This is a genomic window from Microbispora triticiradicis (assembly GCF_005864065.1).
Taxonomy (GTDB): Bacteria; Actinomycetota; Actinomycetes; order Streptosporangiales; family Streptosporangiaceae; genus Microbispora; species Microbispora triticiradicis.
Genome location: NZ_VANP01000001.1, coordinates 103957 through 129429 on the forward strand (window position 1 = coordinate 103957; position 25473 = coordinate 129429).

The 25473-nt window shown below is 68.0% G+C and carries 25 protein-coding genes and 1 pseudogene; 17 read left to right on the forward strand and 9 right to left on the reverse strand.

The window, feature by feature from the left end:
* Positions 1-153 precede the first annotated feature (153 nt).
* Positions 154-549: a peptidase inhibitor family I36 protein gene (locus FED44_RS00500; RefSeq protein ID WP_165900470.1), complete on the forward strand. Its 396-nt coding sequence runs from the start codon at positions 154-156 to the stop codon at positions 547-549.
* Positions 550-553: 4 nt separating this feature from the next.
* Here the strand turns inward: FED44_RS00500 and FED44_RS00505 are convergent, their stop codons facing one another.
* Positions 554-4282: an nSTAND1 domain-containing NTPase gene (locus FED44_RS00505; RefSeq protein WP_138459382.1), complete on the reverse strand. Its 3729-nt coding sequence runs from the start codon at positions 4280-4282 to the stop codon at positions 554-556.
* A gap of 159 nt (positions 4283-4441) precedes the next feature.
* On the opposite strand from FED44_RS00505, the gene FED44_RS00510 reads away from it, so the two are divergent.
* Positions 4442-5038 (forward strand): hypothetical protein, encoded by a 597-nt coding sequence (locus tag FED44_RS00510; RefSeq protein ID WP_138459383.1) that lies wholly within the window; start codon positions 4442-4444, stop codon positions 5036-5038.
* Entirely contained in the window at positions 5035-6105 is a 1071-nt protein-coding gene (locus FED44_RS00515; protein ID WP_138459384.1) for a hypothetical protein, read from the forward strand. Before FED44_RS00510 ends, FED44_RS00515 begins: the two co-directional genes overlap by 4 nt.
* 93 nt (positions 6106-6198) lie before the next feature.
* Here FED44_RS00515 and FED44_RS00520 read toward each other — a convergent pair whose 3' ends face one another.
* The 3 genes from FED44_RS00520 to FED44_RS00530 are packed head-to-tail and all read right to left on the reverse strand — an operon-like array spanning position 6199 to position 9200.
* Positions 6199-7548 (reverse strand): sensor histidine kinase, encoded by a 1350-nt coding sequence (locus tag FED44_RS00520; RefSeq protein WP_167521344.1) that lies wholly within the window; start codon positions 7546-7548, stop codon positions 6199-6201.
* A complete protein-coding gene (locus tag FED44_RS00525) occupies positions 7545-8216 on the reverse strand; it encodes a response regulator transcription factor (protein ID WP_111697979.1) in 672 nt (223 codons plus the stop codon). Before FED44_RS00525 ends, FED44_RS00520 begins: the two co-directional genes overlap by 4 nt.
* Positions 8217-8267: 51 nt before the next feature.
* The gene (locus FED44_RS00530) at positions 8268-9200 is read right to left on the reverse strand and encodes a hypothetical protein (protein WP_138459386.1); all 933 of its coding nucleotides are present in this window, start codon (positions 9198-9200) and stop codon (positions 8268-8270) included.
* Positions 9201-9471: 271 nt separating this feature from the next.
* Between FED44_RS00530 and FED44_RS00535 the strand changes: the two genes are divergently transcribed.
* Positions 9472-10104, forward strand: coding sequence for an AAA family ATPase (locus FED44_RS00535; RefSeq protein WP_138459387.1), 633 nt, complete (start codon positions 9472-9474; stop codon positions 10102-10104).
* 79 nt (positions 10105-10183) lie between these two features.
* Here FED44_RS00535 and FED44_RS00540 read toward each other — a convergent pair whose 3' ends face one another.
* Complete coding sequence (locus FED44_RS00540) at positions 10184-10546, reverse strand: hypothetical protein (protein WP_138459388.1); 363 nt, start codon at positions 10544-10546, stop codon at positions 10184-10186.
* A 108-nt stretch (positions 10547-10654) separates the two neighbouring features.
* Between FED44_RS00540 and sigJ the strand changes: the two genes are divergently transcribed.
* Both sigJ and FED44_RS35525 read left to right on the forward strand, forming a co-directional pair.
* The gene (gene sigJ, locus FED44_RS00545; RefSeq protein WP_244301642.1) at positions 10655-11548 is read left to right on the forward strand and encodes an RNA polymerase sigma factor SigJ; all 894 of its coding nucleotides are present in this window, start codon (positions 10655-10657) and stop codon (positions 11546-11548) included.
* Positions 11549-12664: 1116 nt separating this feature from the next.
* Positions 12665-12823, forward strand: coding sequence for a hypothetical protein (locus FED44_RS35525; protein WP_167521345.1), 159 nt, complete (start codon positions 12665-12667; stop codon positions 12821-12823).
* A 160-nt stretch (positions 12824-12983) separates the two neighbouring features.
* Here FED44_RS35525 and FED44_RS00555 read toward each other — a convergent pair whose 3' ends face one another.
* The 3 genes and pseudogenes from FED44_RS00555 to FED44_RS38350 all read right to left on the reverse strand — a co-directional run bounded on the left by FED44_RS00555 (position 12984) and on the right by FED44_RS38350 (position 17185).
* Entirely contained in the window at positions 12984-15278 is a 2295-nt protein-coding gene (locus FED44_RS00555; RefSeq protein ID WP_167521346.1) for an nSTAND3 domain-containing NTPase, read from the reverse strand.
* A 64-nt stretch (positions 15279-15342) separates the two neighbouring features.
* Positions 15343-16155, reverse strand: coding sequence for an inositol monophosphatase family protein (locus FED44_RS00560; protein ID WP_138459391.1), 813 nt, complete (start codon positions 16153-16155; stop codon positions 15343-15345).
* Positions 16152-17185, reverse strand: a pseudogene (locus tag FED44_RS38350) (DUF5919 domain-containing protein). The gene FED44_RS00560 and the pseudogene FED44_RS38350 overlap by 4 nt, the downstream one beginning before the upstream one ends.
* Before the next feature lie 171 nt (positions 17186-17356).
* Between FED44_RS38350 and FED44_RS00570 the strand changes: the two are divergent.
* The 3 genes from FED44_RS00570 (at position 17357) to FED44_RS00580 (ending at position 18863) form a co-directional block, all read left to right on the forward strand.
* Entirely contained in the window at positions 17357-17716 is a 360-nt protein-coding gene (locus FED44_RS00570) for a hypothetical protein (protein ID WP_138459392.1), read from the forward strand.
* A 122-nt stretch (positions 17717-17838) separates the two neighbouring features.
* Entirely contained in the window at positions 17839-18033 is a 195-nt protein-coding gene (locus FED44_RS00575) for a hypothetical protein (protein ID WP_138459393.1), read from the forward strand.
* A gap of 98 nt (positions 18034-18131) precedes the next feature.
* Entirely contained in the window at positions 18132-18863 is a 732-nt protein-coding gene (locus FED44_RS00580; RefSeq protein WP_138459394.1) for a GntR family transcriptional regulator, read from the forward strand.
* Here the strand turns inward: FED44_RS00580 and FED44_RS00585 are convergent.
* A complete protein-coding gene (locus FED44_RS00585; RefSeq protein ID WP_167521347.1) occupies positions 18851-19426 on the reverse strand; it encodes an Imm21 family immunity protein in 576 nt (191 codons plus the stop codon). The genes FED44_RS00580 and FED44_RS00585 overlap by 13 nt on opposite strands.
* A 156-nt stretch (positions 19427-19582) precedes the next feature.
* Here FED44_RS00585 and FED44_RS00590 point away from each other — a divergent pair, with 156 nt between their 5' ends.
* The 8 genes from FED44_RS00590 (at position 19583) to FED44_RS00625 (ending at position 25432) form a co-directional block, all read left to right on the forward strand.
* Positions 19583-19975, forward strand: coding sequence for a plasmid replication, integration and excision activator (locus tag FED44_RS00590; RefSeq protein ID WP_244301643.1), 393 nt, complete (start codon positions 19583-19585; stop codon positions 19973-19975).
* A complete protein-coding gene (locus tag FED44_RS00595; RefSeq protein ID WP_138459397.1) occupies positions 19972-20250 on the forward strand; it encodes a hypothetical protein in 279 nt (92 codons plus the stop codon). Before FED44_RS00590 ends, FED44_RS00595 begins: the two co-directional genes overlap by 4 nt.
* The gene (locus FED44_RS00600) at positions 20247-20573 is read left to right on the forward strand and encodes a hypothetical protein (protein ID WP_138459398.1); all 327 of its coding nucleotides are present in this window, start codon (positions 20247-20249) and stop codon (positions 20571-20573) included. Before FED44_RS00595 ends, FED44_RS00600 begins: the two co-directional genes overlap by 4 nt.
* An 87-nt stretch (positions 20574-20660) precedes the next feature.
* On the forward strand, positions 20661-22082 hold the full coding sequence (locus FED44_RS00605) for an FtsK/SpoIIIE domain-containing protein (protein ID WP_138459399.1): 1422 nt from the start codon (positions 20661-20663) through the stop codon (positions 22080-22082).
* Positions 22079-22270, forward strand: coding sequence for a hypothetical protein (locus FED44_RS00610; protein WP_138459400.1), 192 nt, complete (start codon positions 22079-22081; stop codon positions 22268-22270). The genes FED44_RS00605 and FED44_RS00610 overlap by 4 nt, the downstream gene beginning before the upstream one ends.
* Before the next feature lie 38 nt (positions 22271-22308).
* Entirely contained in the window at positions 22309-23883 is a 1575-nt protein-coding gene (locus FED44_RS00615) for a helitron helicase-like domain-containing protein (protein ID WP_244301644.1), read from the forward strand.
* Complete coding sequence (locus tag FED44_RS00620) at positions 23880-24071, forward strand: helix-turn-helix transcriptional regulator (protein WP_187406101.1); 192 nt, start codon at positions 23880-23882, stop codon at positions 24069-24071. The genes FED44_RS00615 and FED44_RS00620 overlap by 4 nt, the downstream gene beginning before the upstream one ends.
* A 14-nt stretch (positions 24072-24085) precedes the next feature.
* Positions 24086-25432, forward strand: a complete 1347-nt coding sequence (locus FED44_RS00625; RefSeq protein WP_341868631.1) for a tyrosine-type recombinase/integrase — start codon at positions 24086-24088, stop codon at positions 25430-25432.
* The last annotated feature ends 41 nt before the right edge of the window (positions 25433-25473 follow it).

Genomic DNA, 25473 nt, shown 5'->3' on the forward strand with positions numbered 1-25473 from the left:
CCCGGCGGACGCGCCACGTCCGCCGGGCTCTCGCCGTCCGACCCGACGGTCCAGCGGTCCGCAACCGCCGTACGAGTGGACGCCAAGTCCCGGTATCAGTGGGCGCCAAGAGGCGGCTGACACGCTCCTCCCATGCACCGCACAGGAGGAAACGTGAGAAGAACGCTCAGGACCCTGCTCGCCACGGCAGCGCTCGCCACCGCCGCGATCGGCGTCAACGTGGCGCCGGCCCACGCCGGCTGGGCCGGGATCACCCTGTACGAGGACTCCGGCTACAAGGGTTACCCCCACGCCTACACCACCAGCCGCGTGGCACTGTACGGGTGGTGGGAGAACGACGTGGCCAGCTCCGTGAAGAACAGCGACGTCTTCGCCTGGGTCCTGTACGACGACCGCGACTACCAGGACCGGCATTTCTGCATCAGGCCGGGAGAGTGGGTCGAGACCCTCGGGTCGTCGCCGTGGAAGTTCAACGACAAGATCTCGTCCCTCAAGCGGCTGACGACCTCGAGCTGCGCCGGATACGTCCCCTTCTACAACGTCGCCTGACGGCTCAGCACGGAGGACGGAAGGGCAGGTCGGCGGGGAGGTAGACGGCCCACTCGGCGGGGGTGACGGGCGGGTGGGCGAGGGCGCAGATCCTCCGGGCCGCGTGTCCGGCGTCGACGTCCCACAGGCGTACGGTCGTGTCCTCTCCGCCGGTGGCGACGACGCGGCCGCCGGGGACGTAGACGAGAGTCTGGACCCGGCCGTCGTGGCCGGTGAGCGTGGCGACGACCCGGGCCTCTCGCCGGTCGGCCAGATCCCACAGCCGTACGCTGCCGTCCAGGCTGCCGGTGGCGAGGGTGCGGCCGTCCGGGCTGAAGGCGGCCCCCGTGACGGCGTCGGCGTGACCGGTGAGCGTGCCCACGGCCCGGGCGTCACCCGGGCCGGTCAGATCCCACAACCGCACACTGCCGTCCAGGCCGGCGCTGGCGAGGGTACGGCCGTCCGGGGAGACGGCGAGACGGGTGACGGCGCCGGTGTGTCCTCTCAGAGTCACCGGGTCGTGTGGGCCGCCCGGGCCGGCGACCGGCCACAGCCGGATGACGGCGTCGGCGCCCGCGCCGGCGAGGAGCAGGCCGTCCGGGCCGCCTCGCACGAAGGTGATCGTGTCGACGGAGCCGCCGCTGCCGCCGAGCGTGGTGAGGTGGGCCGGGCGGCGCGGGTCGGAGACCCGCCACAGGTCGATCGTGCCGTCGGCACTCGCGCCGGCCAGCAGGTCGCCGCCGGGCCCGAAGGCGACCGAGGTCACGTTGGCCTCGTGGCGGCTCAGCAGGGCGAGGCTCAGCGGGCGGCCCGGGTCGGACAGGTCCCACAGGCGGATCGTGCGGTCCTGCCCTCCGGTCGCGAGCCGTCGCCCTCCGGGGTGGAAGGCGGCCGCCGTGATGTTGTCGGAGTGGCCGGTCAGCGTGGCGAGCGGCGCGGGCCCGCCCGGGGCGGAGAGGTCCCAGACGCGGGCGGTGCGATAGCTGCCGGCCACGAGAAGGCGGCCGTCGGGGCTCGCGGCGAGTGACTGGACGGGGCTGCTGTGCCCGCTCAGCACGGAGGTCCGCATGTCCCACAGCCGTACGGTGGTGTCCTTGCCCGCGGTGGCCAGGCTCCGGCCGTCGGGGCTGAACGCCACCGAGTAGACGACGTCGGCGTGGCCGCTGAGGACGAGGGGTTCGCTAGGGAACGCGGGATCGGTCACGTCCCACACGCGGGCGGTGCGGTCGTAGCTGCCGGAGGCCAGGGTCCGTCCGCCGGGGGCGAAGGCCAGGGAGACGATGCCGTTCTGGTGTCCGGTCAGCACCCCGAGCGGCCGTGGCCGGTCAGGGCGGCGCAGGTCCCACAGCCGTACGGTGTTGTCGAACCCGCCCGTGGCGAGGACGCGCCCGTCGGAGGTGAACGCGGCGCACAGGACGCGGTCGGTGTGCCCTCTCAGGCCGGGCAGGGCGCGCGGATGCCGGGGATCGCCGACGTCCCAGACCCGTACGACCGCGTCGGCCGCGGTGGTGACCAGGACGTCTCCGTCCGGTGAGAAGACCGCCGAGGTGAGCCCTTCGGAGTAGCCGGTGAGCGTGGTGATCCGTACCGCCCGGCCCGGGTCGGACACGTCCCACAACCCGACCGTGCGGTCGTAGCTCGCCGTCGCCAGCAGGCGGCCCCGTGGGTCGAAGGCCACCGTACGCACCGCGTCGGTGTGTCCTTCGAGCACGGCGAGGGGGCGCGGCCGGCGGACGTCGGCCACGTCCCAGAGCCGCGCGGTGCGATCGGCCCCGGAGGTGGCCAGGACCCGCCCGTCGGGCCGGAACGCGGCCGACATCACCTCGCCGGAGCCGCCGATGACGGAGAGGGCCGCGGGACGGTGCGGGTCGGAGACGTTCCACAGGCGTACGGCGCGGTCGAGGCCCGCCGTGGCGAGGGTGCGGCCGTCGGGGGTGAAGGCCGTGGCGTACGCCGGGGCTCGGTGCGCGGTCAGCCGGGTCGCGTACGGCACGGCCGGCGCCGACAGGACGCTGCCACGCGCCTCCGGGGTGTCGGCCAGGCGGTAGGCGGCCAGGCCCAGCTGTGCGGACAGCGCGGGGTTGGTCCCGCGCAGGGCGATGGCGTCACCCGCGAGCCTGCGGGAGAGGGCCTGGTCGCGCTGGCGGACGGCGGTGCGCTGGGCCTGCGACGCGGTGACGGCGGCGACGGCGGCGACGACCACCAGCGCCACCAGGGCGGCGATGGTCTGGTAGAGGCGGCGGGTGCGGCGGCGCACCTGGCGGCCCGATGCCCGCAGGAAGTCGGCCATGGTCGGCGTCACGTCGGAGGGATGCCGCTGCGCCCACTCCTGCGCGGCGAGCAGCCGCGCGCCCCGGTACAGCGCGTCGGGATCGCTCCGCTCGTGCCGCCAGGCCTGGGCGTCGGCGGCGAACCGGCGGCCGAGCAGCAGAGCGGCGCGGTCGGCGGCCAGCCAGTCGGCGAGCAGGGGCCAGGCGGACAGCAGGGCCTCGTGCGTGATCTCCACGGTGTCGTGGTCCAGGGTGAGCAGGCGCTGGTCGGCGAACCGGTGCAGCACCTCGGTCATGGCGGGCCCGGCGGACGGCAGATCGGCCGAGGAGACCCTGCGGCGGGTGTCGGCGGCGTCGGCGGAGACGTGCACGAGATGCAGGAACAGCCGTCGCGCCAGTTCACGCCGCTCGAGGGGAAGCTCCTCGTAAATCTCGGTGGCGCTGGCGGCCACGGCGCCCTCGATGCCACCCGCCTCCTGGTAACCGGCCACGGTCAGGCCGTGGCCCTGGTCGTTCAGCCAGGTGGCGTAGAGCGCGTGCGACAGCAGCGGCAGGACCCCGGCGTCGTGGGCCCGGCCGGCTTCGCGGAGCAGCAGTTCGACCAGGGCGTCCTCGATGGCAAGGCCGGCCTTGCGCGCCGGTTCCACGATGGCGTCGCGCAGTTCGTCCCTGGTCATGGGACCGACGGCCACCTGACCGTGTTGCGCGACGGCCGCCAGATCCGGAAACCGGAGCAGGTGGCCGTAGAAGTCGGCGCGCAGGCCGATCACCACAATGGTGCCGTCGGCCGCGGCCCGCACCAGCGCGTCCACGAACGCCGCCTGCTCCGGCTCCCGGGAGGTCGGCTCGCGGGAGGTCGGCTCGCGGGAGGTCGTGAAGATCTCCTCGAACTGGTCGACGATGAGAACCTCACCCGGCTGGGCGGCGATGACGGGACGCGAGGCCGGCGTGCAGACGGTGACCGCACGTCCCCGCTCGCGCAGCGCCGCGGCCAGCCCGGCCCGCAGCAGCGACGACTTGCCCGCGCCGGAGGCCCCGACCACCAGCCGCAGCACGCCGCCGTCCGGTCCGGAACCGTCCAGTTGGGTGACCGCGCGCAGGAGGCGCTCGGTCAGGGCGTCCCGGCCGAAGAACCACGCGGCGTGCTCGGCCTCGAAGCCCGCCAGCCCTCGGTACGGCTCGACGCCTTCCCGCCTGCGCGACCGTCCCCGCCGTACGCGCTGCCAGGCGTCCACCCAGGCGGTGACCTCGGCCGCGCCGCAGACCGTCACCACCCGCTCGAACAGCGGCCGCAGAGCCAGTGAGGGCAGGCCGCGACCGGCGAACCAGTCGCCGATGGTGCTGTGCGCTCCGGGGCTGCCCGCCCGCGCCGCGACCTGCCGTACGGTCAGCCCGGCCCGCTCGCGGAGCATGGTGAGTTCCCTGGCGAAGCCCTCCCGGTCACGGATCCGGCCCGGGTCCGGTCCCGCCGCGTCCTGAGCCACCGCCGCGCCTCCTTAGGGAAACGGTCTCCTTATGTAGTCCGTCGCGCGGCTTCGAGGGTTACCGGCTTGTACGGGCTTGTACGGATCAGGCCGGACACCTTCCAGGGCCGCCGGCTCTCGCCTGATAGTCGGGGCGTCCAATCGGAATGGAGGACGCTCATGACAGGCACGACCGGACAGCCGTCCCGCAGGGCGGTGCTGCGCATGGCGGCGAGCGCGCCGCTGCTCCTCGGCGCGAGCGCCGCGCTCGCCGTCGCGACGTCGGCCCCGGCGCTGGCCGCCCAGGCGGGGTGGCGCTGGTGCGAACGCTGCAGCGGCCTTTGGTACTCGCTGAACGGGACGCGGGGCACGTGCCCCGCGGGGAACGTCTTCGACGGCGGTCATCACAGCAACGGCAGCGGAAACTACATCCTGAAGACCGTCGAGGACGGCGGCCGGGGCCAGGGCAACTGGCGCTGGTGCGGCGCCTGCCAGGGGCTCTGGTACGGCGGCAACCCCACTCTCGGGTACTGCCCCAACCGGGGCGCCACGGGCCACACGCCGATCGGCCCCTACCCGACCGTCTCGTCGTACTACCTGATCGAGGACGTCGGCAACCGCGACTCCCCTGGCGGCCAGGAGCAGTGGCGCTGGTGCTACAAGTGCGCCGGCATGTTCTTCGACGGCAACACCCCCGGCGCCTCCGGCCGCTGCCCCAAGGACGGCCTCATCCACGCCGTCACCGGCGGCAGCTACGTCCTGCGACAGGTCCCGTGAAGGCGACACGGCACACCGGCGTCCTCGGCGCCCTGATGGCGTTTCTCCTGGTCGGCGCGCTGCTGGGGGCGCCCCCCGCTCAGGCGGTGGCCGGCCAGGGGTACGCGTACATGTGGATGAACTACGCGGCCGCGCCGCTCCAGACCACCTTCGCCCCGCGGCAGGAGTACAGCGCGAACTCGGCAGGCGGCCCGGCGGCGAACACGTTCGTCCGCACCGGCACCGGGGCGTACACCGTGACGATGCGCTACCTCGGCCTGGTGGGCGGAACCGTCCAGGTCACCGCGTACGGCGTGGACAGCACCAGGTGTGGTGTGGGCGGCTGGGCACCGGCGGGCGACGACCTGAAGGTCTACGTCTACTGCTTCAACCCGGCCGGGCAGCCCGCCAACAGCGCCTTCGACGTCAGCTTCACCAACCCGGGGTACAGCGCGGGGGCCCTCGGGTACGTGTGGTCCTACCAGACAGGCTATTCGGCGTACGCCTGGACGACGCTGACCGGCGCCTACCAGTTCAACTCCCTGGGCGGCGCCAACGCCGTCCTGGGCGGCTACACCCTGCGGTTCCCCGGACTGGCCAGCCAGGGCGGGCACGTGCAGGTCACCGCCTACGGCGGCTCCCCCAATCGGTGCAAGGTCGTCAACTGGTACCCGTCCGGCGGCGACGCCATGGTCGGTGTGACCTGTCACGACGCCGCGGGCGTCCCTACTCCGACGCTCTTCACCGCCACGTTCACCGACCGTTCGGGCCCGTTCGGCACCTCGCGGCACCGGGCGTACGTCTTCGCGAACCAGCCGACCAGCGCCTCCTACACGCCCGCCCTCGCCTACCAGCACAATTCGGCCGGGTACTCCAACACCGTGCAACGTCTCGGCGTCGGCGACTACGTGATCCGCATGCCGGGCATGCCGCTCGAGCACGGCATCGTCCACGTCACGGCTTACGGCTCCTCCCCCGACTACTGCAAGGTCTACAACTGGTATCCCGGGGACGGCGTCTACGTCCGATGCTTCACCACGGCCGGCTCCCCGGCCGACACCCAGTTCAATGCCGCCTTCAGTGAGTGAGACCCGCATTTCCCGCGGGGCGGTCCCGTCCACCCGGGGCCGCCCCGCTCGTGGCCGGTCACTCGCCGCGCTCGGTAGGGGCTCCCCATCCGCCTAGGGCTCCCTGTGTTCAAAACACGTCGGCAGCACCAGCCGCAGTAACGCGCCGCTTCGACACGGCACGGCTTCGGCCGTCCCGCCATGGGCCTCGGCGACCTGCCGGACGATGGCCAGGCCCAGTCCGGAGCCGGGGTGCGCGCGGGCCGCCGGCGATCGGTAGAAGCGGTCGAAGACGAATTCGAGGTCGCTGTCGGGGATCCCTGGGCCGGCGTCCGCGACCTCGAGGGTGCCCGCCGTGACGCTGATCCTCACCCGGCCGTCGGACGGGCTCCATTTCACGGCGTTGTCGACGAGGTTTGCGACGGCGCGTTCCAGGGCGTCGGGGTCCCCGTGGACGAGAGTGGGTGCGACGGCCAGCTCGAATTCGATCTGTGGCGCCCGGCGCGCCGCGCGGCCCGCGACGCGCTCGGCGACGAGGTCGAGGCGGACGTCTTCGGTGTGGTACGGCGCCTGGCCGTAGCGGGCCAGGTCGACCAGGTCGTTGACCAGTGTCGTGAGTTCGCCGGCCTGACCGAGCGCTTCGGCGGCGAGCAGCGGGGCCTGCGCGTCGGCCGGGTTCTCCGCCAGCAGTTCAAGGTTCACCGTCAGGCTCGTCAGCGGTGTGCGCAGTTCGTGCGAGGCGTCGGCCACCAGACGGCGCTGGGCGCCGACCGACTCGTCCAGGGCGGCGGTCATCGCCGCGAACGCGGCGCCGAGCCGGCCGATCTCATCCCGGCTGTCCGCAGGAATCGCTATGGACAGGTCGCCGGTCCTACGGATCAGTTCGACCGTCTCGGTGAGCTGGTGCACCGGGCGGAGGACGCGGCGTGCCGCCAGGCGTGAGGCCAGCGCCGCGAGAAGTCCGGCGGCCACCGTCGAGCCGGCGAGCAGCCAGGCGAGCTCGCGTAGCGTGGGTGCGGGATCGGACTCCGGGATGGCCGTGCGCACGAGCGTCCCCGGTGAGTCGGGCAACTGGGCGGTGTAGACGCGGTAGACGACGCCGTTGTAGACCGCGTCACGGAAGTAGGCGCCCTCGATGCCGTCCGCGACGGCGACGTCGCGAGCGGTGATGTCGACGAACTCCGTCGACGGCCCGATCCGGACAGGCTCCGGCACGATCTGCAGCTGGGTGCTCCCGATCCCCAGCGGAACAGTCGGGAAGCCCGGCTCCCCGTTGACGTCCCTGAACTTGGCCTTGATCGCCGCGGCCACGTTCGGCGCCTGGCCGGCGGCCACGACCAGCGTGTTGTCGATCTGGCCACGGAGGTTGGCGTTCACCGCCGGATACAGGACCACCGACACGAGCACCAGGGCGCCCGCGACCACGGAACCGCCGGCGATGGCCAGCCGGGTGCGCAGGTTCACGGCTCCTCGCGCAGGACATACCCAAGGCCGCGCACCGTCTGGATCAATCTGCTGCCGCCGTCCGATTCGAGTTTGCTTCGCAGGTAGCTGACGTAGACCCACAGTGCGTTCGACTCCGGGCCGAAGTCGTAACCCCAGACGGACTCGAAGATCTGGGTCCGGCTCAGCACCCGGCCGGGATTGCGCAGGAACAGCTCCAGCAGGGACAGCTCCGTCTTGGTCAGGTCCAGGCGCCGGCCGGCACGTTCGGCCCTGCAGCCGCTCACGTCCAGGTCGACGTCGGCGAAACGCAGCACCTCGGCCCTGGCGCCACTGCGCCGGAGCAGGGCTCTTAGCCGGGCCCGCAGCTCGTCCAGGGCGAACGGCTTGGCCAGGTAATCGTCGGCCCCCGCGTCGAGCCCGGCGACCCGGTCGATGACCAGATCCCGGGCCGTGAGCATCAGGATCGGAGTGTCGTGCCCGCCCGAACGCAGCATCCGGCACACCTCCAGCCCGTTCGGTTCGGGCATGAGGACGTCGAGAACCACCGCGTCCGGGCGGAACACGCCGTGCTCGGCGAGTGCGGACGCCCCGTCAGCGGCGGACGACACGTCGTAGCCGTCCCGGCGCAACGCGTGCTCCAAAGACCGCCGCACGGCCGGGTCGTCGTCCACCACAAGTATCCGCATGGTCGCCCATCCTCGCCGTCGATCCTGAAGCCGTGTGAGACGCGGTGGCCGTCAGCCCTTGCTCAGTGACCGCTTCAGATCGCTTAACGCGGCATCGAGCCGGTCGGAGCCGACCCCGAGCGAGGCGGCGATGTCACCGAAGGTCTTGGACGTGACATCGACTCTGCCCAACGTCACCAGAGTGGCCAGAGCGGCCTTGGCCTTGGCCTGGTCGACACCGAGCGCCGCGGCCAGAGACGCCGCCGCGGCGTCGGTGGTGAACGGCGAGTCCTGCCGGCCGTCCGGGGCCTTCTTGTCCATGCCGTCCAGCTTGTCCCGGTGGTCGTCGCCCGGCGCGGGCTCGGCGATCAACGGCCGCAGAGCCTCCTGGACCTGCGGAACCGGCAGCCCCAGGTTGGCCACCACCGCCGCGACGAAGGCCTCCGGTGTGGCACCGTCCGACTTGGCCAGCGACATCTTGGCCGCGACCAGCGCGGCGTCGAGCCGCTCGGGCGTCACTCCGAGCTTCTCCGCGATCGCGGCCAGATCGACATCCGCACCCGCTCTTGGCTTGTCTGACGAGTTCTCCCGGCCGTCGGGCGCCTTCTTGTCCACGCCGTCCAGCTTGCCCCGGTTGTCATCACCCGGCGCGGACTTGATGATCATCGGTCCCAGAGCCTCCTGGACCTGCGAGACCGGCAGCCCCAGCTTGGCCGCCACCGCCGCGACGAAAGCCTCCGGCGTGGCACCGGCCGAATTGGCCAGCGACATCTTCGCCGCGACCAACGCGGCGTCGAGCCTCTCGGGCGTCACTCCGAGCTTCTCCGCGATCGCGGCCAGATCGGCCGCCGCACCAGACCTGGACTTCCCGTCCACCTTGACCGTCGCGGAGTCGGACTTCGCAGCGCCGGGCGCCGGGGCCGGATCGGCCGCCGCGGCGGTACCTGTCGCGGCCAGCGTGAGGAGCGTGACCGTGGCCACGACCAGCCGTGTGCGTTTCATCATCGTGATGCCTTTCGTCCACTGAGCGCGCCGGTCGAGAACCGGCGCCGTGGAGACGACACAAACATCGCGGCCTCTGGCGTGGTTTCAGCCACCTTTAAAGGTTCCTTAGAACGGCGCATGTGGCCGGGACGACGTACAGCCTTCTCGGCGGCCCACCCCTGCCCGGGTCGTCCCTCTCCTGGCGACCGACCGCCGTCCCCCATCCGAATCGCCACACAGGGCTGCGCCGCGGGAAGACGACGCCGGGCCTGAGTTTCCGTAGGGTCTGTTCGTGCTCTTATGGATCAATGGCCCCTTCGGCGGCGGCAAGACGCAGACCGCGCACGAGATCCAGCGGAGGCTACCCGGCAGCGTCATCTGCGACCCCGAACACGTCGGCTTCGGCCTACGTCGGATGATGCCCCCGCTTCTGCGGGGAGATTTCCAAGACCTTCCGGCCTGGCGGCAAGGCGTGTACGAGGTGCTGGACCTGGCCCTCGCCAAGCAGGACGGCACGGTGATCGCACCGATGACGATCGTGGAGCCAACCTACTTCCAAGAGACCATCGGCCGGCTCAGGGAGCGCGGCCATGACGTCCGGCACTTCGCGCTACTAGCCGACCGCGAAACGGTACTGCGACGGCTACGTGAGCGCGCTTTCGGGCATGTTGTGCAGTTCGTCAGAGGAAAGGACGCCCCTTTGCGCAGGGAGAGCTTCGCCGTAGCGAAACTCGACCTCTGCCTAGAGCGCCTGCGCGAGGAGGAGTTCGCCGAGCATGTATGGACCGACCACCTCACGATCCCGCAGGTCGCCGACCGCATCGCCGCCTCGGCCGGACTGACCCTGAGCCCGAACACGGACAACGCACTACGAGGGCGCCTCCGCCGGGCCTGGACAGGGATCAAGCACATCCGGCTCGACTGACCGGCTGACTCGGCAGTGCGCGCCAGCGCGAGCAGGTCGAGCAGGACCTCAGTGATCCCGTTGTGCTCCGTATCGGACCTCAGCGCCGCACCAGCGCCAGCACGCTCAACCCGAACATGAGGACGCCAAGGGGGAGATGGACCGACGGTACGTGCGCGATGCCGAGCGCGACCTGAACGGAGGCGAGGACAAGGAAACCGGATGCGTGCCAGACGGGCCGGGGCGAGCCGCCGCCCGGCTTCCACGCCAGCACCGCCGCGAGCACGTACAGCAGCGACGCCCCGTACATCACGCGCGCTCCGACACTGTGCAGCGTCTCTCCGTAGGACGAGGTCAGCAGCAGTCCGGCCGAGACCGCCTGAAGGAAGATGGTCAGGGTCTGCACGGTGATCGCGATTCGCAGAAACGAGAAGCTGTTGTGTGCCGTCGCCTGAGTGGCCATGTCACGGTCCCCTGTTCCGCCCCTGGGGGCAGTAGATCGATACGGTCTCACCAGCCCGACGACGCGGGCCCGCGAAAGGTAAGGTGAGGAGCGGTCGGGAGCATGGGGATGGCTGGAACGAGCACCGATGAGATAGCCGGTGAGCGGCGTCAACTGATCAATGTCGCCTACCGGTTGCTCGGTTCACTGGCCGAGGCCGAGGACGCCGTACAGGAGGCCTACGCACGCTGGTACGCGCTGCCGCGAAGTCGGCGGGAGGAGATCGTGTCCCCTGGCGCCTGGCTCACGACGGTGACCGGCCGCATCTGCCTGGACGTGCTCGGCTCGGCGCGGGCCCGGCGTGAACGCTATGTCGGCGCGTGGCTGCCCGAGCCGCTGCCCGACCGCGCCGAGTGGGACCACGGCCACGGCACCGACCCCGCCGACCAGATGGTCCTGGACGAATCGGTGGCCATGGCCTTCCTCGTCGTCCTGGAGTCGATGACGCCCGCCGAGCGGGTGGCGTTCGTCCTGCACGACGTCTTCCGTTACCCCTTCACCGAGATCGCCGGCGTCCTCGGCCGGACCCCTGCGGCGTGCAAGCAGCTGGCGGCCTCCGCCCGGCGGCGGGTGGGCGTCGCGCACGCGCCGGTGACGGCGGCCGGGCAGGCCGACACGGTGCGGCACGTCAAACAGGCATGGGAGACAAAGAACATCGCGGCCCTCGTCGACCTCCTCGACCCGGCCGCCGTGATGATCGCGGACGGCGGCGGCATGGTCGGTACGGTCCTGCACCCGATCGAAGGCGGCGCGCGCATCGCCCAATACATGGTCGCCATCGCCGACAAGGCTCCGGGGCTCGAACTCCTGGAGCGGTCGGTCAACGGTGTGCCGGGCCTGGTGGCCCAGTATGCCGGCGTCGTCACGACCATAGCCTCGTTCGATGTCGCCGACGGCCGCGTCACCCGGATCTGGGCGGTCCGCAATCCGGAGAAGCTGAGCCCGTGGGCGCAAGAAGGCTGACTTTACCCCGCTCGAAGCATCTATAAGGAAGATCGACAGCTTGTACGGCGATTCGCCGCGGTCGCAGTCAGACAGTCCCCCAACTGCTCGGCCAGCCGCTCCAGGCCACCCTTGATGAGCTGCCCACACTCGTCGTCGCCAAGCGCACCGATCCCGGCTCGGGCCTGCAGGAGGTGCTCACGGGCGCGACCGAGATCGCCCAGCTTGCGATACCACTCGCTCGGGCAGGAAGGCGAGGCCATGCGCCGGATCCTGCAGGCCACGAAGCGCTGAACACTTAGCCGCGTATTGGCCGCGACGAGCCGTAGAGCGTCGTTGCCAGCCGTGGACAGCCGGACACACAGCAAGAGGCCCGCCACCGTGTTCGTGCTGGTGACGGGCCTCTTTTGGCTGGTGTGGCAGGTGCAAGGTTCGAACTTGCGTAGGCTGAGCCGACGGTTTTACAGCGCGTGACCATTCCAGGTCCCGCAATGCTCGTGACCTGCGCCGGAGCCCGCTCGCTGCCCCGTGGTCGGCAAGATCATTGCACGCATATTGCACGGCGGCCGTGAAGCCTCGGACGTAGGCTGATAGCGCCGTCGTGGGCAAAGGCGAATGGGAAAGATCGTATTAGCGCTCGCGCTAACTCCCAGCAACGGGATGAGCCGGTTCGAGTCCGGTAGCTCCGCGGCGGCTTCTCTCGCGTGCGGGCCGCACGCTCGTCCCCCTTCAGCGCATCCCGTATGCCGTCGACCCGCTGCGGAGCAGCAGCAGGCCGGCGACAGAGGGGCAAGCCCGTCTTCGCGTGTACGTAAGCCGCCGCCGTTCCTCGGTCATTGGACGCCAAGGGTCACAGACGGGCTTGAGCCGTAGGAGCTGGTCTGCTGGGCTTGCCCGGGTCGATGGCAGGAGGGATGCGCGGCCTCTACATCAGCCACCTATGGTCCGGGCTCTCCAGCTCGACGGCATCCCGGAGCCAGAGGCCCCCGCCGGAGGCGGGTTCTGTAGGATTATGGCGCGCTTATCAGGGTCCATGCTCCTACCCATAGCTGTTTCGTTCGGGTCGAAGGGCGTTACTGCGCCGCCCGCTTCACACATCCGTGCGAACTGCGCCTTCCTCAAGGGGTGTAGTTCGTCATGCCTGGAGTGGTTTCCTGGCTCGTCAGTAGCGGCGCGGTCGTCGGCGTTGGGTTCCTGGTCGTGTGGCTCGTCCTCGGGATGTACGCCATCCGCAGGGCCAAGCCCGAGGACATCCCGGCCGTCATCCGTGCGCTCTCCCGATGGGGCCGCAAGTAGCATCTAGCGGCGGCCTGAGCTGCCGGCGGCCGGGACCGGCCCCCAGGCCGCACGCCCGGCCGCCGAGCGGGCGCAGGGCCGCGAGGCGGCGCGGAGCGCCGCCCTTGATTCCTACAAGATTAATTCGGCAGATTACCTAGTGGAGTGGCAATGGAGACGGTCACGTTTCGCGTAGCGAGCTGAAGAGTTCACGTATCGCGGTAGTTACACTCTTGTCAACTTTCGGAAGCGCCTCAGGTGGTGGCGGAATGTCTTTCGCGGCTTCTCGTTCAGCCCGACGCAAAGCGTTCTTCGCGGACATGACATCGTCCGTTTCTCCGTACATGTTCTCTAGCCGATTAATCACCGTCCGGACATCATGCAGGTCACGGGTAGTGAATTTACCGTGCAATAGAAATAGGTCTAGCCAGACGCGGGCATCTCGTTCGAAAGCCTCCTCAATCGTTTCGTGGACCTCCTCGGGCACAATCTCCCCTAGTGCAATAAGCCACGATTGGGCGTATTCAATATTTTCTCTAGTGCCGAGATCCGCAAGAAGCCACTCAATTGCCTCCTCTAGGACTCTCTCGGCATGTTGAGATATCTCTGGAATCGGGGATTTCCAAATCGTACGTACCGCCTCTACTAAATGCGCAGGATCATAGATAGCGCTGTAGAGCTCAATGGTTGACAGTCGCTCGATAGCGAACCGCAATAGATTACTGCTATCTATCTCTTCGAGAACTTGCAGAAGGAAACTAAGCCTGTGGACCATGTCGGCCTCATGGCTGATTATGAAGCCATCGGTTGAACGATAAGTGGCTAGTCCGATAGCGGGGCTATCATATGTGCGCACAATAGCCTCGGACAGCACGCCTACTGCTGCCTTGAGATGGCTTCGTATCGTCTCCCCGTTTGTCCCGTGAGCCATCGTCCAAATTGAGACTATCTGCTCAAAGAAGGGCGCCGCTCGGAGGATCTTCTCTACCGTGTCCGCGTGTTCAGAGATGAATTCTTTCATGTAATCTCGAATTGATGGGTTATGGAACTCGATGCGTGGTCCACGGTGGTGTTGTGGGTGCGAGGGTGGAGTCGGAGTTACTTTGAGCATTGTGGACTCGAGAACCGAAAGTGAGCGTCTGAGGGAGCGGTTGTCCAAGGGTGCGCCGACATAGGCGGAGAGAGCCTTGTGGAGATCTCTTAAATAGCTGTTTCCGTCTAGGGAGTAGAGAACAGTGAGCAGATCGACAGAGAGAGCGTCAAGCTGACGACTTACAATATGCTCCCACAGCCTATTGGGACGAGTTAAATTATCGAGAAGGTCTCTTTGGACAGCATGGCCGTGGTCCCCGTCGCTTATTGATTTGCGGAGACTGCGCTCGATGAGGCGTGGGTTGAAATTAGGGTGTTCAATTATGGGCAAGTATGTGGTCGGATTGGCGAAGTGGGCCCTATTCTCGGCAGACAGCCCAGAAAAGAAAATATGGTTGTATAGGATCCTAGCTCGGATCAGAGGGGTGTAATCACCGAGATCTACTACGCACGTCAAAGGATGAAGGTCCTCTGTTTCGAGCCTCTCGTAGTTCTGGCGGGCCTGTTCCAAGATGTATTCACGGGTTGTTAGCACGAGCCGCTTATTCGCAGTTCTTTCTATCCGATCAAATAGTCTCACTAGTCGACTATCTTCATTCTTGTGCAGCTTATCGGCCAGAGTGGTTTGACCAAGGAAATCATCGTAGTAGAAAAATTGAGGTACGTCGGGATCCCAAAGGTTGTTTATTTCATCTGCATCCTCTGAGATTTCAAATATGTCGTATCCTGTTGCAGCATAGGTGCCGCTGAGAATTCTCGCAAGTGTTGTTTTCCCGATACCCGGGAGTCCGGCAATGATGCAGTAATGCCTCTTCTCTAATAACTCCTGGGCGCGCGAGTAGCTATCGTTTGGCACATAGAGTAGCGCGGCCTGTTTTATATCGTCGGCTAGGTCGGCAGATCTGGTTATGGTTCTCTTGTTCAGCAGCGACTGAAGGACGCCGGTACTACTCAGCCAGAGGCGTAGGTGACGCTGGACTATAGCGGGCGAGGTCCGCAGCATTGCCTCTATATCGCGGAGGCCGTATATATCGCCAGGCGACACCATGTGTGGCTGAAGTAGCCTATATAGCTTGTTAGTATCGTTAACCGAAAGGTCGACGGATGTCGCCAGTATGTACCTCTGGGGGTGTAGCTTTTTGACCTTAGGTAGTTCCACATTCTCCATGTGCCGGATGAGAGCGGCTGAAGCCTTTTTATCCCAATGCTTGCACTGAATGACCATGAGGTCTTTGGTTTTGGGAGAGAAATGGCGTAGGTCGATTCCCTGGTCTTTGCCTGGGGCAAACAACTCAAGCTGAACGGCGAGCTGCTCTTCGAAGAGGTCTTTGCATACAGCTTCAAAGTCGAAGTCCGTCAGCCGGCCAATATCAAACCTGTCCAATTCGGTCCTTGCTAATCGCTGCCGTATTATCGATCAAAGCTCTCTGCTGGCCTGCCGTGCACAGCTACAAGGTCTGGTTCGAGGCTCTCTCTGCACCAGCGACTAGCTCGACGAGGTCGGCGAGGATTTTGGGGGCTGCGGCGATGGTGGCTCGGGCTTTGGCGGTGTGGGGGGTGCCGTCGAAGTCTGTGACAGTGGCTCCGGCTTCGCGGGCGATGAGAACGCCTGCGGCGGTGTCCCAGGGGTTATTGGACAACATGATGCAGGCGTCGGTCTTGCCATCGGCGACCCATGCGAGATCGACGGCGGCTGATCCGAACATGCGGACGCGCTGCACTCGTGTGGCCAGTTGGTAGTTGAGGGGTAGGCGGACGCGGTTCTTGGCCTCGGCGCCCTTGCCTACGGCGTAGTCGCCGACGGAGACGATGGCGGCCTCCAGGGCGTCGGTGGTGCTGGCGCTGATGGGGTGGCCGTTGGCGGTGGCTCCGGCGGTCTCTACTGCGGCGTAGCGTGTGCTGAGGAAGGGGAGGTCGATCACGCCGAGGATGGAGCGGTCGTGGTCGATCAGACCAAGCGAGGTCCCGCACAGGGGGATGCCGTGGGTGAAGTTAGCGGTGCCGTCGAGTGGGTCGAGCGCCCACATGAGGCCGTCGCCGGCACTGGTGATCCCTTCCTCCTCTCCCAGGAACCCGATCTCCGGCGTCTCTCGTGACAGGAAGTCGCGTACGGCGTGCTCGGCGGCGTAGTCCACTTCGGTGGCCATGTCGCGGTCGCCTTTGGAGGTGACCACCCCGGGAAGCTTGGTGGTGATGATGTGGCTGGCGATGGTGACGGCCTGCTCAGCTATGGGCAGTAGCGCGCGGGCGTCAAGGGTCATACGGGTTTGCTCCGCTCCCACATAGAGGTGAAGACCTGGTCGAAGACGGGAAACAGCCCGTCGGCGGCGGTGTTGTCGGTGATGACGAGCGTAGGTGAGTCGACTCCGCGGGCGGCCGGGAGGTAGGGCTGTACGACGCAGGTCGAGCCGTCCACGATCAGGATGTTGAAGCGGATCGTCTCGTCGTAGACGTGGATCTCCAGCCGTTCCGCGGCCTCGGGGTCGAGCCGGTCGCGAAGCCGGGTGAGCATGCTGATGTTGAGCGCCGTCAACGTCTGGAGGGTGCCGTCTGTGTAGTGCTCTTCGCGCTCGCGGGCCTTGATGGCCTCGCCTTGGGGTCCAGGAACAGGCAGCGGATCCGGGTGCCACCCTCCAGTAGGCGGGTGAGCTGGTGGTCGGGGTAGCTCTGGCAGATCACGTTCAGCGACAGGCCGCAGGCGTTGATCTCCTTGGCGCCGTCGAGCAGGGACGCGGGCGGGTAGGCGGCGCCGAAGGCGGACCGGCTGCTGAAGACGGCTGTCACGTCGGCGAAGCGGGCGTCCTCGCACGGGTCAGGCGCGGGCGTGTTGTCCTGTGTGCTCCTTGGTGCCGGTACGGCCGCTACGGCTGCTGCTGCGGTCTCGGCGGAGAACAACTGGTGGGCGGTCAGGCCGGGGAACATGGCCTCCAGGACGCGGCAGTGGTCGGCGTAGGGCAGGCCCTTGAGTTCGCCGGACAGCCAGCGGTGGAGCTGGGCGCGGCTGGGCCCCTTGCCGGCGAGGGTGGGGTCCACCTTCTTGGCGGCCTTGTCGTACTCCCGGCAGAAGGTGCTGTAGGTCTGCCAGTGGCGCTGGCGTAGGAGCGACTTCAGCATGATCGGTTGCTCGGTCATCATCCGCGCCCTCGGGGTTGGGGAGCCCTTGTAGGCCCAGGTTAACCAGCGAGGCGGATCACGGGGAGACAAAGACGAGACGAAGCGAGACACGGCGCGCTCAGGCGGGACATTCACGCTGTCGAGACGCGACAGGCCGCCGGGCAATTGTTGGATCATGGCTGGTCAGTGTGGGTTGTGTGGAGGGCGGGGCTGGAAATATGCCAGTCCTCGGCGCGGTGTCGTCGCGGCCGAAGAGTCGGCTCCCGGCGAGACCGTGGCGGGTGAGCGGGTCACGGTCGAGTGCTTGGGCTGCCAGGGCTCCGGCACGGTGCCGGAGGAGTGAGGCCGATGGCTACCCGCTGGCTCGACCCGATCGCCTCTGTCTCGCTGCCGCCCGAGGTGCCGCTGACCGCTGAGCGGGCGGCCGGGCTGCTGTCCGCCGAACTGTCCATCGGGCACGGCATCGCCACCGACGTTCATGCCGGTCATGGCGTGGCGTTCCTGTCGGTCTGGGTCGATCTGCTCGTGTGGACCAACGGCCGGTGGTTCCGCTGGTCGACCGGGCGTCGCTCGGCCAGGGGCCGGGTGGTGTTCGCCTTCGCCCCGGCGCACGACATCGTCACCACCGCCCGGCGGGTGGCGCTGCTGCGGGAGGAGTTGCGGCGCCGTCACTCCTACTCCCGGTACATCCAGGGCGGCGGCGCATGATGCCCCCGGAGCATTTCAGTCCTCACGTGCCGCTCCCCCAGCCGGGCGCTAAGGAACTCGTCTGGTTTCCTCCCATGCCCACCGGGCGGGAACTGGTGCTGGCCTGGACGTGCGATTGTCTGGTGACCTTCTTTGAGCTGATCCAGTCGGGTGGGGTCGCGTTCATCAGGAGGACGGTTCAGGACGAGCGTGCCCCGGTGATCGCTGAGACGCACCGGTGGCGGCTGGAGGAGGCACGGCTCACCTGGACGGCGTTGCTGGCCGGTCAGGTGCGGGTGAACGGGCGCGTCGGCGCGGTCGAGTCCTCAGGGCAGTGAGGAAACTCCCGCGCCGTCGCGCCTCCCGCCTTCTTGGGGCAGACAGAATCAGGACGGATAGCTAAGCTGACGACAAGTCGAGTTGTAGGGAAGTCGTCATGTCGTCCGAAGAGTACGCTCCGCCGAAGTACGCGCAGATTGTCCAGGCCATCCGGCGACGTATCGCGGACGGCACCTACCCGCCGGGCTCGCTCCTGCCGTCGGAGACGCAACTCATCAATGAGTTCCACGTCAGCCGGCCCACCGTCGTTCGTGCTCTCCAAGTGCTCCAGCTTCGGGGTGTGATCGAGCGTGAGCACGGTAAGGGTTCCTTCGTGAAGACCACCCCGCCGGCCGCGGCTGAGGAAGCCTCCCGGCCCGGCCGGGCCGTACTCGACCGGGCGGAAGCCGACGAGAACGGGTTCCCGGTAAGCGTCGGTGAGCACCCGGCCCCCGCGAGCGTCGCCAAGCTCCTCGGCATCGCCGAGAAGTCACCCGTCATGATGCGACGCGTCCTGTTCCGCGATGCCGACCGGCCGGTCGACCTTGTCACCATCTGGTGCCCGGTGGAACTGGCCGAAGGTACGGACCTGAGCCGACCCGAACCACTCACCGCCGGTATCCGGCAGCATCTCCAGCACACCAAGGGCCTCAAGCTCGAACACGTCGCGGAACGACTCAGCGCACGGCACCCCTCGCAGGAAGAAGCCGAGCTCCTGGAACTACGCAAGACCGCACCCGTCCTCGGCGTGCTGGCCAGCGTCTACAACGGCGGCGGGCGACCCGCCCTCATCGTGGACCTGGTCCTCCCGGGCGACCTTCACGAACTGGAAGACGCCTACTCGCTCTGAGGCCCGGCGGCTGCGGACAGGTTCAGCCGTACGAGCACAATGGGATCTTCTGGGAGCTCGACGTAAGCGGCTCGGACCTTGTACCGGCCGGGTATCAGGTCGATCCACAGATGGTCCTCGGATGCGACGTACTCATGTCCATGGACGGAGTCGAAGAGAATCACCGGCTCTTCTACCGTCCATGTCACCTCTTCGTACTCCGGCACGGTTCCCGCGTCGATGATCTCGACGGCCGCCTTCGTGAGGGCGCTCGCCCCCTGCGCGTAGCGTGCGCCTGATCGCGTTCCTACCCGTTGGATGATCACGTTTTTTTCCGGCAGGTAGGTCGTAGCGCCAAGTTCGCCCGCCACGACCAACGCTTGGGACGGTCCGACGTCGATCAGTCCGATGTACGACTGCACAGAGCAGGCGCGGCCGTAGTCGCCCTCGTCCTCGGGATAGTCCACAGGCGCTCCATGCCAGTACGGCAACGCTGAGCGCGGCACGAGGATGTGCGGGCCGCCCAACGTGCTCACCCACGTGAGCCCACCGGAATCCGCCTGCTTCGAGTCATTTGCGGTCATGCCGCAGAGCGTACGCAGGTGAGACATCGAGATTCTCGGCAACTCGACTTGTTAAGTGCGAGAGGAGGAGGGTACTCTCTAGACAGCTCGACAATACGAGTTGTCGAGAGAGTGAGAGAAGGGAGATGTCTTATGGCACTACAAGGACCCATCCCAGTGACCTTCGACATGGTCTTCCCGCACGGCTGCTACGTCGTCGGGGAGGTCGAGCAGGTCAAGGACTTCGACTCGTCGACCAACGGCCGGTTCGTCCAGGCGCGGGACAAGCAGACGGGGGAACTCGTCTGGCAGGTCGCCGTGATGGACGCCGACCCGACCCTGAAGCCCGCGCAGAAGACGGTGGCCGTCAAGATCCTGGCCCCCGTCCAGCCGGTGCCGCCGGCCCCCACGGCGGGCCTGCCGTTCACGCCCGTGGAGTTCGACGGGGTCACCGTCACGCCGTACGTCAACCAGGCGGGCCGCCTGGCCTACTCGATCCGGGTGCGGGAAATGCGCGCTCCCCGCTCGGGTGGCGGCCGTGCTGCCGCTCAGGCGAAGGACGCGGCATGACGGGGCGGCGTACCGTGCACCCGGTCAGCACGATCAACCTCAAGACCGGGCCGGGCGCATCGGCGGCCAACCACCCCTACCCGCAGCGGTCACCCGTCCTCGGGCTGGTCTTCGGCGGCGTCCAGGTGCTCGTCACCACCTCCGCCGGAGACCGGGTCACCGTCGATGACGTGGAGTTCGCCCGCTGCCTGGCGCGTGAGGCGGCCTCGTTCGCCCGGTCGGTGGAGCGGATGTTCCACGGCCTCCCGGACGGTGAGGGGGTGGCGGTCCGATGACGTCAGACCCCTACACCTACCTCACCATCGCCATCACCTCCGACGAGCGGCCACGCGTGACCGTCGGGTTCCACACCCCCGCCCTTCGCGCGGTCGTTCGGCGGCTGGAGTCGGGGCGGCCGTTCCTGGTCCTGGAGTCCGACGAGGCGTACGTGTCGATCTCCACGACCGGGGCCGGACCGGCCACCGCGAACGACGTGGAGACCGCGCGGCAGATCTTCAACGCCGCCGCTCGGTACCTGGCCGACTGCGAGCGCATGCACGCCGACCAGTCGGCCGACTCCGACCAGCTCGCCCTTCCCCTCGGCGAGACGGCGGCCTGACATGCAAGCGGGGCCGCAGGAAGCGGCAACTTCCGGCGGCCCCTCAACTCTCCCTGACTGCGAAATCACGAGAGGACACGAAGTCTAATGTTCCGAAAACTGCCTGGCGACGAGGCGCGTAACCTCGTCTCCACCACCCCGGACACGGCCGTGGTCTTCCGCCCGGCCGTCGTCAAGACGCCCGCCATCGTCACCATCGTGATCTGGCTGTCCCGCCTGGTCGCGGGCGTGGTCCGCCTGGTCGTGCGGCATCCGGTCGCGGTCGCCGTTCCGGTCGCCTTCGGCGTCGTGTGGACCCTGTACGGCTGGCGCCTGGCCCTGGTGATGGCCGGTTTCCTGCCCTCGGCGGGCCTGTCGTGGCTGCTGCTGGATCGGGCCTCGTTCCTGCGCCTGGTCGGCTGGCCGCTGCTGGCCTGGTGGCGGCTCGTCGCCGTGTACCGGCGGCACTGGCAACCGGTCATGGTCGTGTCCGGCCTCGGGCGGCACATCCGGGGCCGCGATTACCTGCCCCGCCTGGTGCGGGTGGAGTGCGACGGCTGGGCCGACCGCGTCAGCGTGAAGATGCTCAACGGCCAGGCCGTCACCGACTGGGCCGACCGTATCGAGCACCTGGCCCACGGCTTCGGCTCCCCCTCCTGCCGGGTGGCGGTAGCTCGGGCCGGGCGGCTCGTGCTCACCTTCCCCCGGCGCGACCCGCTCGCCGAACCCCTGCCCGCCGTGCCGGTCCCTGAGATGGCATCGGTGGGGCCGGTCGAGATCGGCCGGTGCGAGGACGGCACACCGCTGCGGCTCAAGGTCCACGGCACGCACGTCCTGATCGCGGGCGCGACCGGAGCCGGTAAGGGCTCCTACCTGTGGTCGACCATCCGCGGCCTCCTCCCGGCGATGCGCGCGGGCCTGGTGCAGGTGTGGGCGCTCGACCCCAAACGGATGGAGCTGTCCTTCGGCCGTGCCCTGTTCGGCTCCCGGTACGCGGCCGATCCGAAGGAGTGCGCCGATCTGCTCGATGAGGCGGTCTCGGTGATGCAGGAGCGGGCCGACCGGTTCGCCGGCCTCCAGCGCTCGCACACGCCGACCGTGGCGGATCCGTTCGTCCTGGTGCTCGTCGATGAAGTGGCGTTCCTGACCGCCTACCAGCCCGACAAACAACTCCGTCAGCGCATTACGGCGGCCCTGGCGACCCTGACCACGCAGGGCCGGGCGGTGGGCGTCGGGGTCATGGCGGCCTTGCAGGACCCGCGCAAGGAGGTCATGAACATCCGCAACCTGTTCCCCGACAAGATCGCGCTGCGGCTCGATGAGTCCGAGCAGGTGGACATGGTCCTCGGTGACGGTGCTCGCGACCGGGGTGCCCTGGCTGATCACATCTCACCGGTTCCTGAGTTGGGCGCGGGCGTCGGCTACGTCCGGTTGGAGACCTCCCCTGATCCGGTGCGGGTGCGGGCGGCGTACGTCTCGGATGCCGACATCTCCGCGATGGTCGCCGAGTTCGCGGGGGTGGGCCGATGATGCGGCTGGCTCACATCCTCGACGGCCTGCACTGCTCCTGCTGCCGCGCCCTGGACGTGCTGTGGCTCGACCCCGTGCGCGGCATCATCGAGTGCCACGAATGCGGCCAGAAGGCCACGGTCATCGTTGACGGTCTCGGCCCGGCCGACCTCCTCGACCCCGTCAGCTTCTGGGACGGTGACCGGTGACCAACCCGAACGACCGCTCCACACCCCGCGCCGTTCGGATGGCTCAACCGCTGGCCCGTGAGGTCGTGGAAGAGATCGCCAAGCAGTACGGGGTGTGCATCCGCCCGGTACCACTGCGACGGCAGGACATCCTCACCGGACAGACCGAGGTCATCGACGTCCCCTGCGGGGCCACCTTGGAGAGCAAGTGCCCGCCGTGCGCCAAGCGCAACCGGCAGCTTCGGCGGGCGCAGTGCCGGGAAGGCTGGCACCTCGACCACGAGCCCGTGAACCTCCCCGACAACGCGGATGAGTATCAGCGGCACCTCGTCGAGCTGCGGGCCGACGTCCAAGCCTGGCGCGACGAGACCGAAAAGGCCGGCGGCGACACCACCGACCTGGACGCCGCCATCGTCGAGCTGAACGAGGAGATCAACGCCGCCGGAATGCGGGGCAACGTCCTCGGCCGGACCAGTGGGAAGCGGTCGCGCTCGACCAAGCGGCGGCAGGACGCCCCGGACCTGCCTAAACGGCAGATGACCAAGACCACGCTCGGGCGGACCTTCACCGGCTCGGACGGCAAGGTCTACCGGCCGTCGATGTTCGTCACCCTCACCCTCCCGTCGTACGGGCGGGTGGGGGAGGGGGCGCCGCTGAACCCGGACGCCTACGACTACGGCCGGGCGGCCCGCGACGCGCTGCACTTCTCCAAGCTCATCGACCGCTTCGTGCAGAACCTCCGCCGCGTCGCCGGATACGACGTGCAGTACTTCGCCAGCGTGGAGCCTCAGAAGCGGCTCGCCCCTCATCTGCACATGGCGATCCGCGGCACTCTGCCCCGTGCGGAGCTGCGGCAGATCATCGCGGCGACCTATCACCAAGTGTGGTGGCCTTCGACGGACACGGTCCGTTTCGAGGGTGACCGTCTGCCGGTGCGGGAGGACGGGGCCGGCTACCTCGACCCGGCCACGGGGGAAGTGCTGCCGACCTGGGAACAGGCCCTGGACGCTCTCGACGCCGACGAGGACGCCGAACCCCTGCATGTCCTGCGCTTCGGCGACCAGATGGACGTCAAAGGCGTGCTCGCTGGAACCCCGGACGCCGACCAGCTCATCGGGTACCTGTCCAAGTACCTCACCAAGTCCCTCGGTGATGCCCTCGGCACCGATGACCCGCGCCGGAAGGCTCACGCGGAACGGCTGCTGGAGGCGTTGCGGTTCGAACCGTGCGCGCCGACGTGCCCGAACTGGCTGCGGTACGGGGTGCAGCCGAAGGGCGCCAAAGCGGGGATGGCTCCGGGCCGGTGCAAGGGCAAGGCGCACAAGCCCGACCACCTCGGCTACGCGGGGCGGCGCGTCCTGGTCTCGCGGAAGTGGTCGAACAAGACCTTGACCGAGCACAAGCAGGACCGCCGCACCTGGGTCCTGGAAGCCCTCGGCGTCGAAGACGAGCCGGTCGACCCCCACCGCTACCTCTGGAGGCCGGTCAAGCCCGGTGATTCCGACCTGGCCCCGATCGGCGTCCGGCTCCTGCGCTCGGTCCACGAACGCCAGCGCTGGCGCAACCACATGAACCAACTCCAAGCGCTCGGAGACGGCCAAGATCTTTCGGCAACTGAAGGGAGGGCGGCATGAAGAAAGACGACAAGCTGATGACGGTCCCCGAGATCCTCGACGAGCTCGGCGGTATCTCCCGCCGGACCTTCTACCGGTGGCGTGAGACTGGCAAGGCACCCGAGGGCCTCAAGCTCCCCAACGGGGAGATCCGCATCTACCGCAGTGAGTTCGACGCCTGGCTTGAGGGCCTGCGGGAGGCTGCGTGAACGCCTCCTATGACGTGAAGTTCTTCGAGACCTACCGGAACAAGTCGAGCAAGACGCCGTCCTATGTCGTGCGGTGGCAGGTGGCCGGCAAGCGGTCTTCGAAGACCTACCGGACCAAGGCTCTCGCCGAGAGCTTCCTCTCAGACCTGCGCCAGGCGGCCAAGCGAGGAGAGCCGTTCGACGTCGAGAGCGGCCTACCGGCCTCAATGATCAAGGCCAAGAGCGCACGGACCGTCTTCGACTTCGTCCGGGCTTACATCGACATGAAGTGGCCCCACGCTGCGGCGAAGACGCGCGACAGCATCTCTGACGCGCTCTCCACCGTGCTCCCCGCTCTGACCAAGGATCGTGCGGGCCGCCCTGATGCCGAGACCCTACGGACCTCCCTGCGTAAGTGCGCTCTTATCCCGGCAGACAAGAGGCCGGAGCCGTCCCCGGAGATGGCGCGGGCGGTCCGATGGCTGGAAAGTGCGTCTCTCGACCTGGCCGACCTGAACGAGACGAAGATCGTGCGACTTGCCCTCGACGCGCTCGCGCTTCGCCTCGACGGTCAGGCCGCCAGCGCGAACACCATCAGGCGGAAGCGGGCCGTCCTTCATGCGGTCCTTGAGTACGCGGTTGAGCTGGAAGAGCTGCCGTCCAATCCGCTGCACAAGGTCAAGTGGAAGCCCCCGAAGACGACCGAGACCGTAGACCCTCGCGTGGTCGTTAATCCGCGGCAGGCCGAGGAGCTGTTGACCGCTGTGACCTACGTGGGCAAGCGCGGCCGGGGCCGGCGACTCATGGCCCTGTTCGCCTGCATGTACTACGCCGCGCTTCGACCCGGCGAGACGGTCGCCCTTCGGCAGCAGGACTGCCATCTTCCGGCAACCGGCTGGGGCCGCCTCCTCGTCGACGTGTCCCGTCCCGAGGTCAACACACAGTGGACCGACAGCGGCGACGCACACGAGGAACGCGGGCTCAAGCACCGGGGCCGGGACGACGTACGACCCGTGCCTATCCCTCCGGCCCTGGTGAAGATCCTTCGGCAGCACATTGAAGAGTTCGGGGTCGGCTCGGACGGGCGGATCTTCCGCAGTGAGCGCGGCGGGGTCGTCGCCTCGACGGCCTACACGGAGGTGTGGCAGGAAGCTCGAAAGCTGGCCTTCACCCCCGCCCAGGTCGCCTCTCCCCTAGCTCGTCGGCCTTACGACCTTCGGCATGCGGCCGTCTCCCTCTGGCTCAACGCGGGCGTCTCTGCCCCCGACGTGGCCGAGCGGGCCGGGCACAGCGTTGACGTCCTCCTTCGGGTCTACGCGAAGTGCCTCGACGGCCAACAGAAGATCGCCAACCAAAGGATCAATGACGCCCTGACGGCGTGACGCACGAGGCGTACAGATAGGTCCTGAAACTGACAGTATTC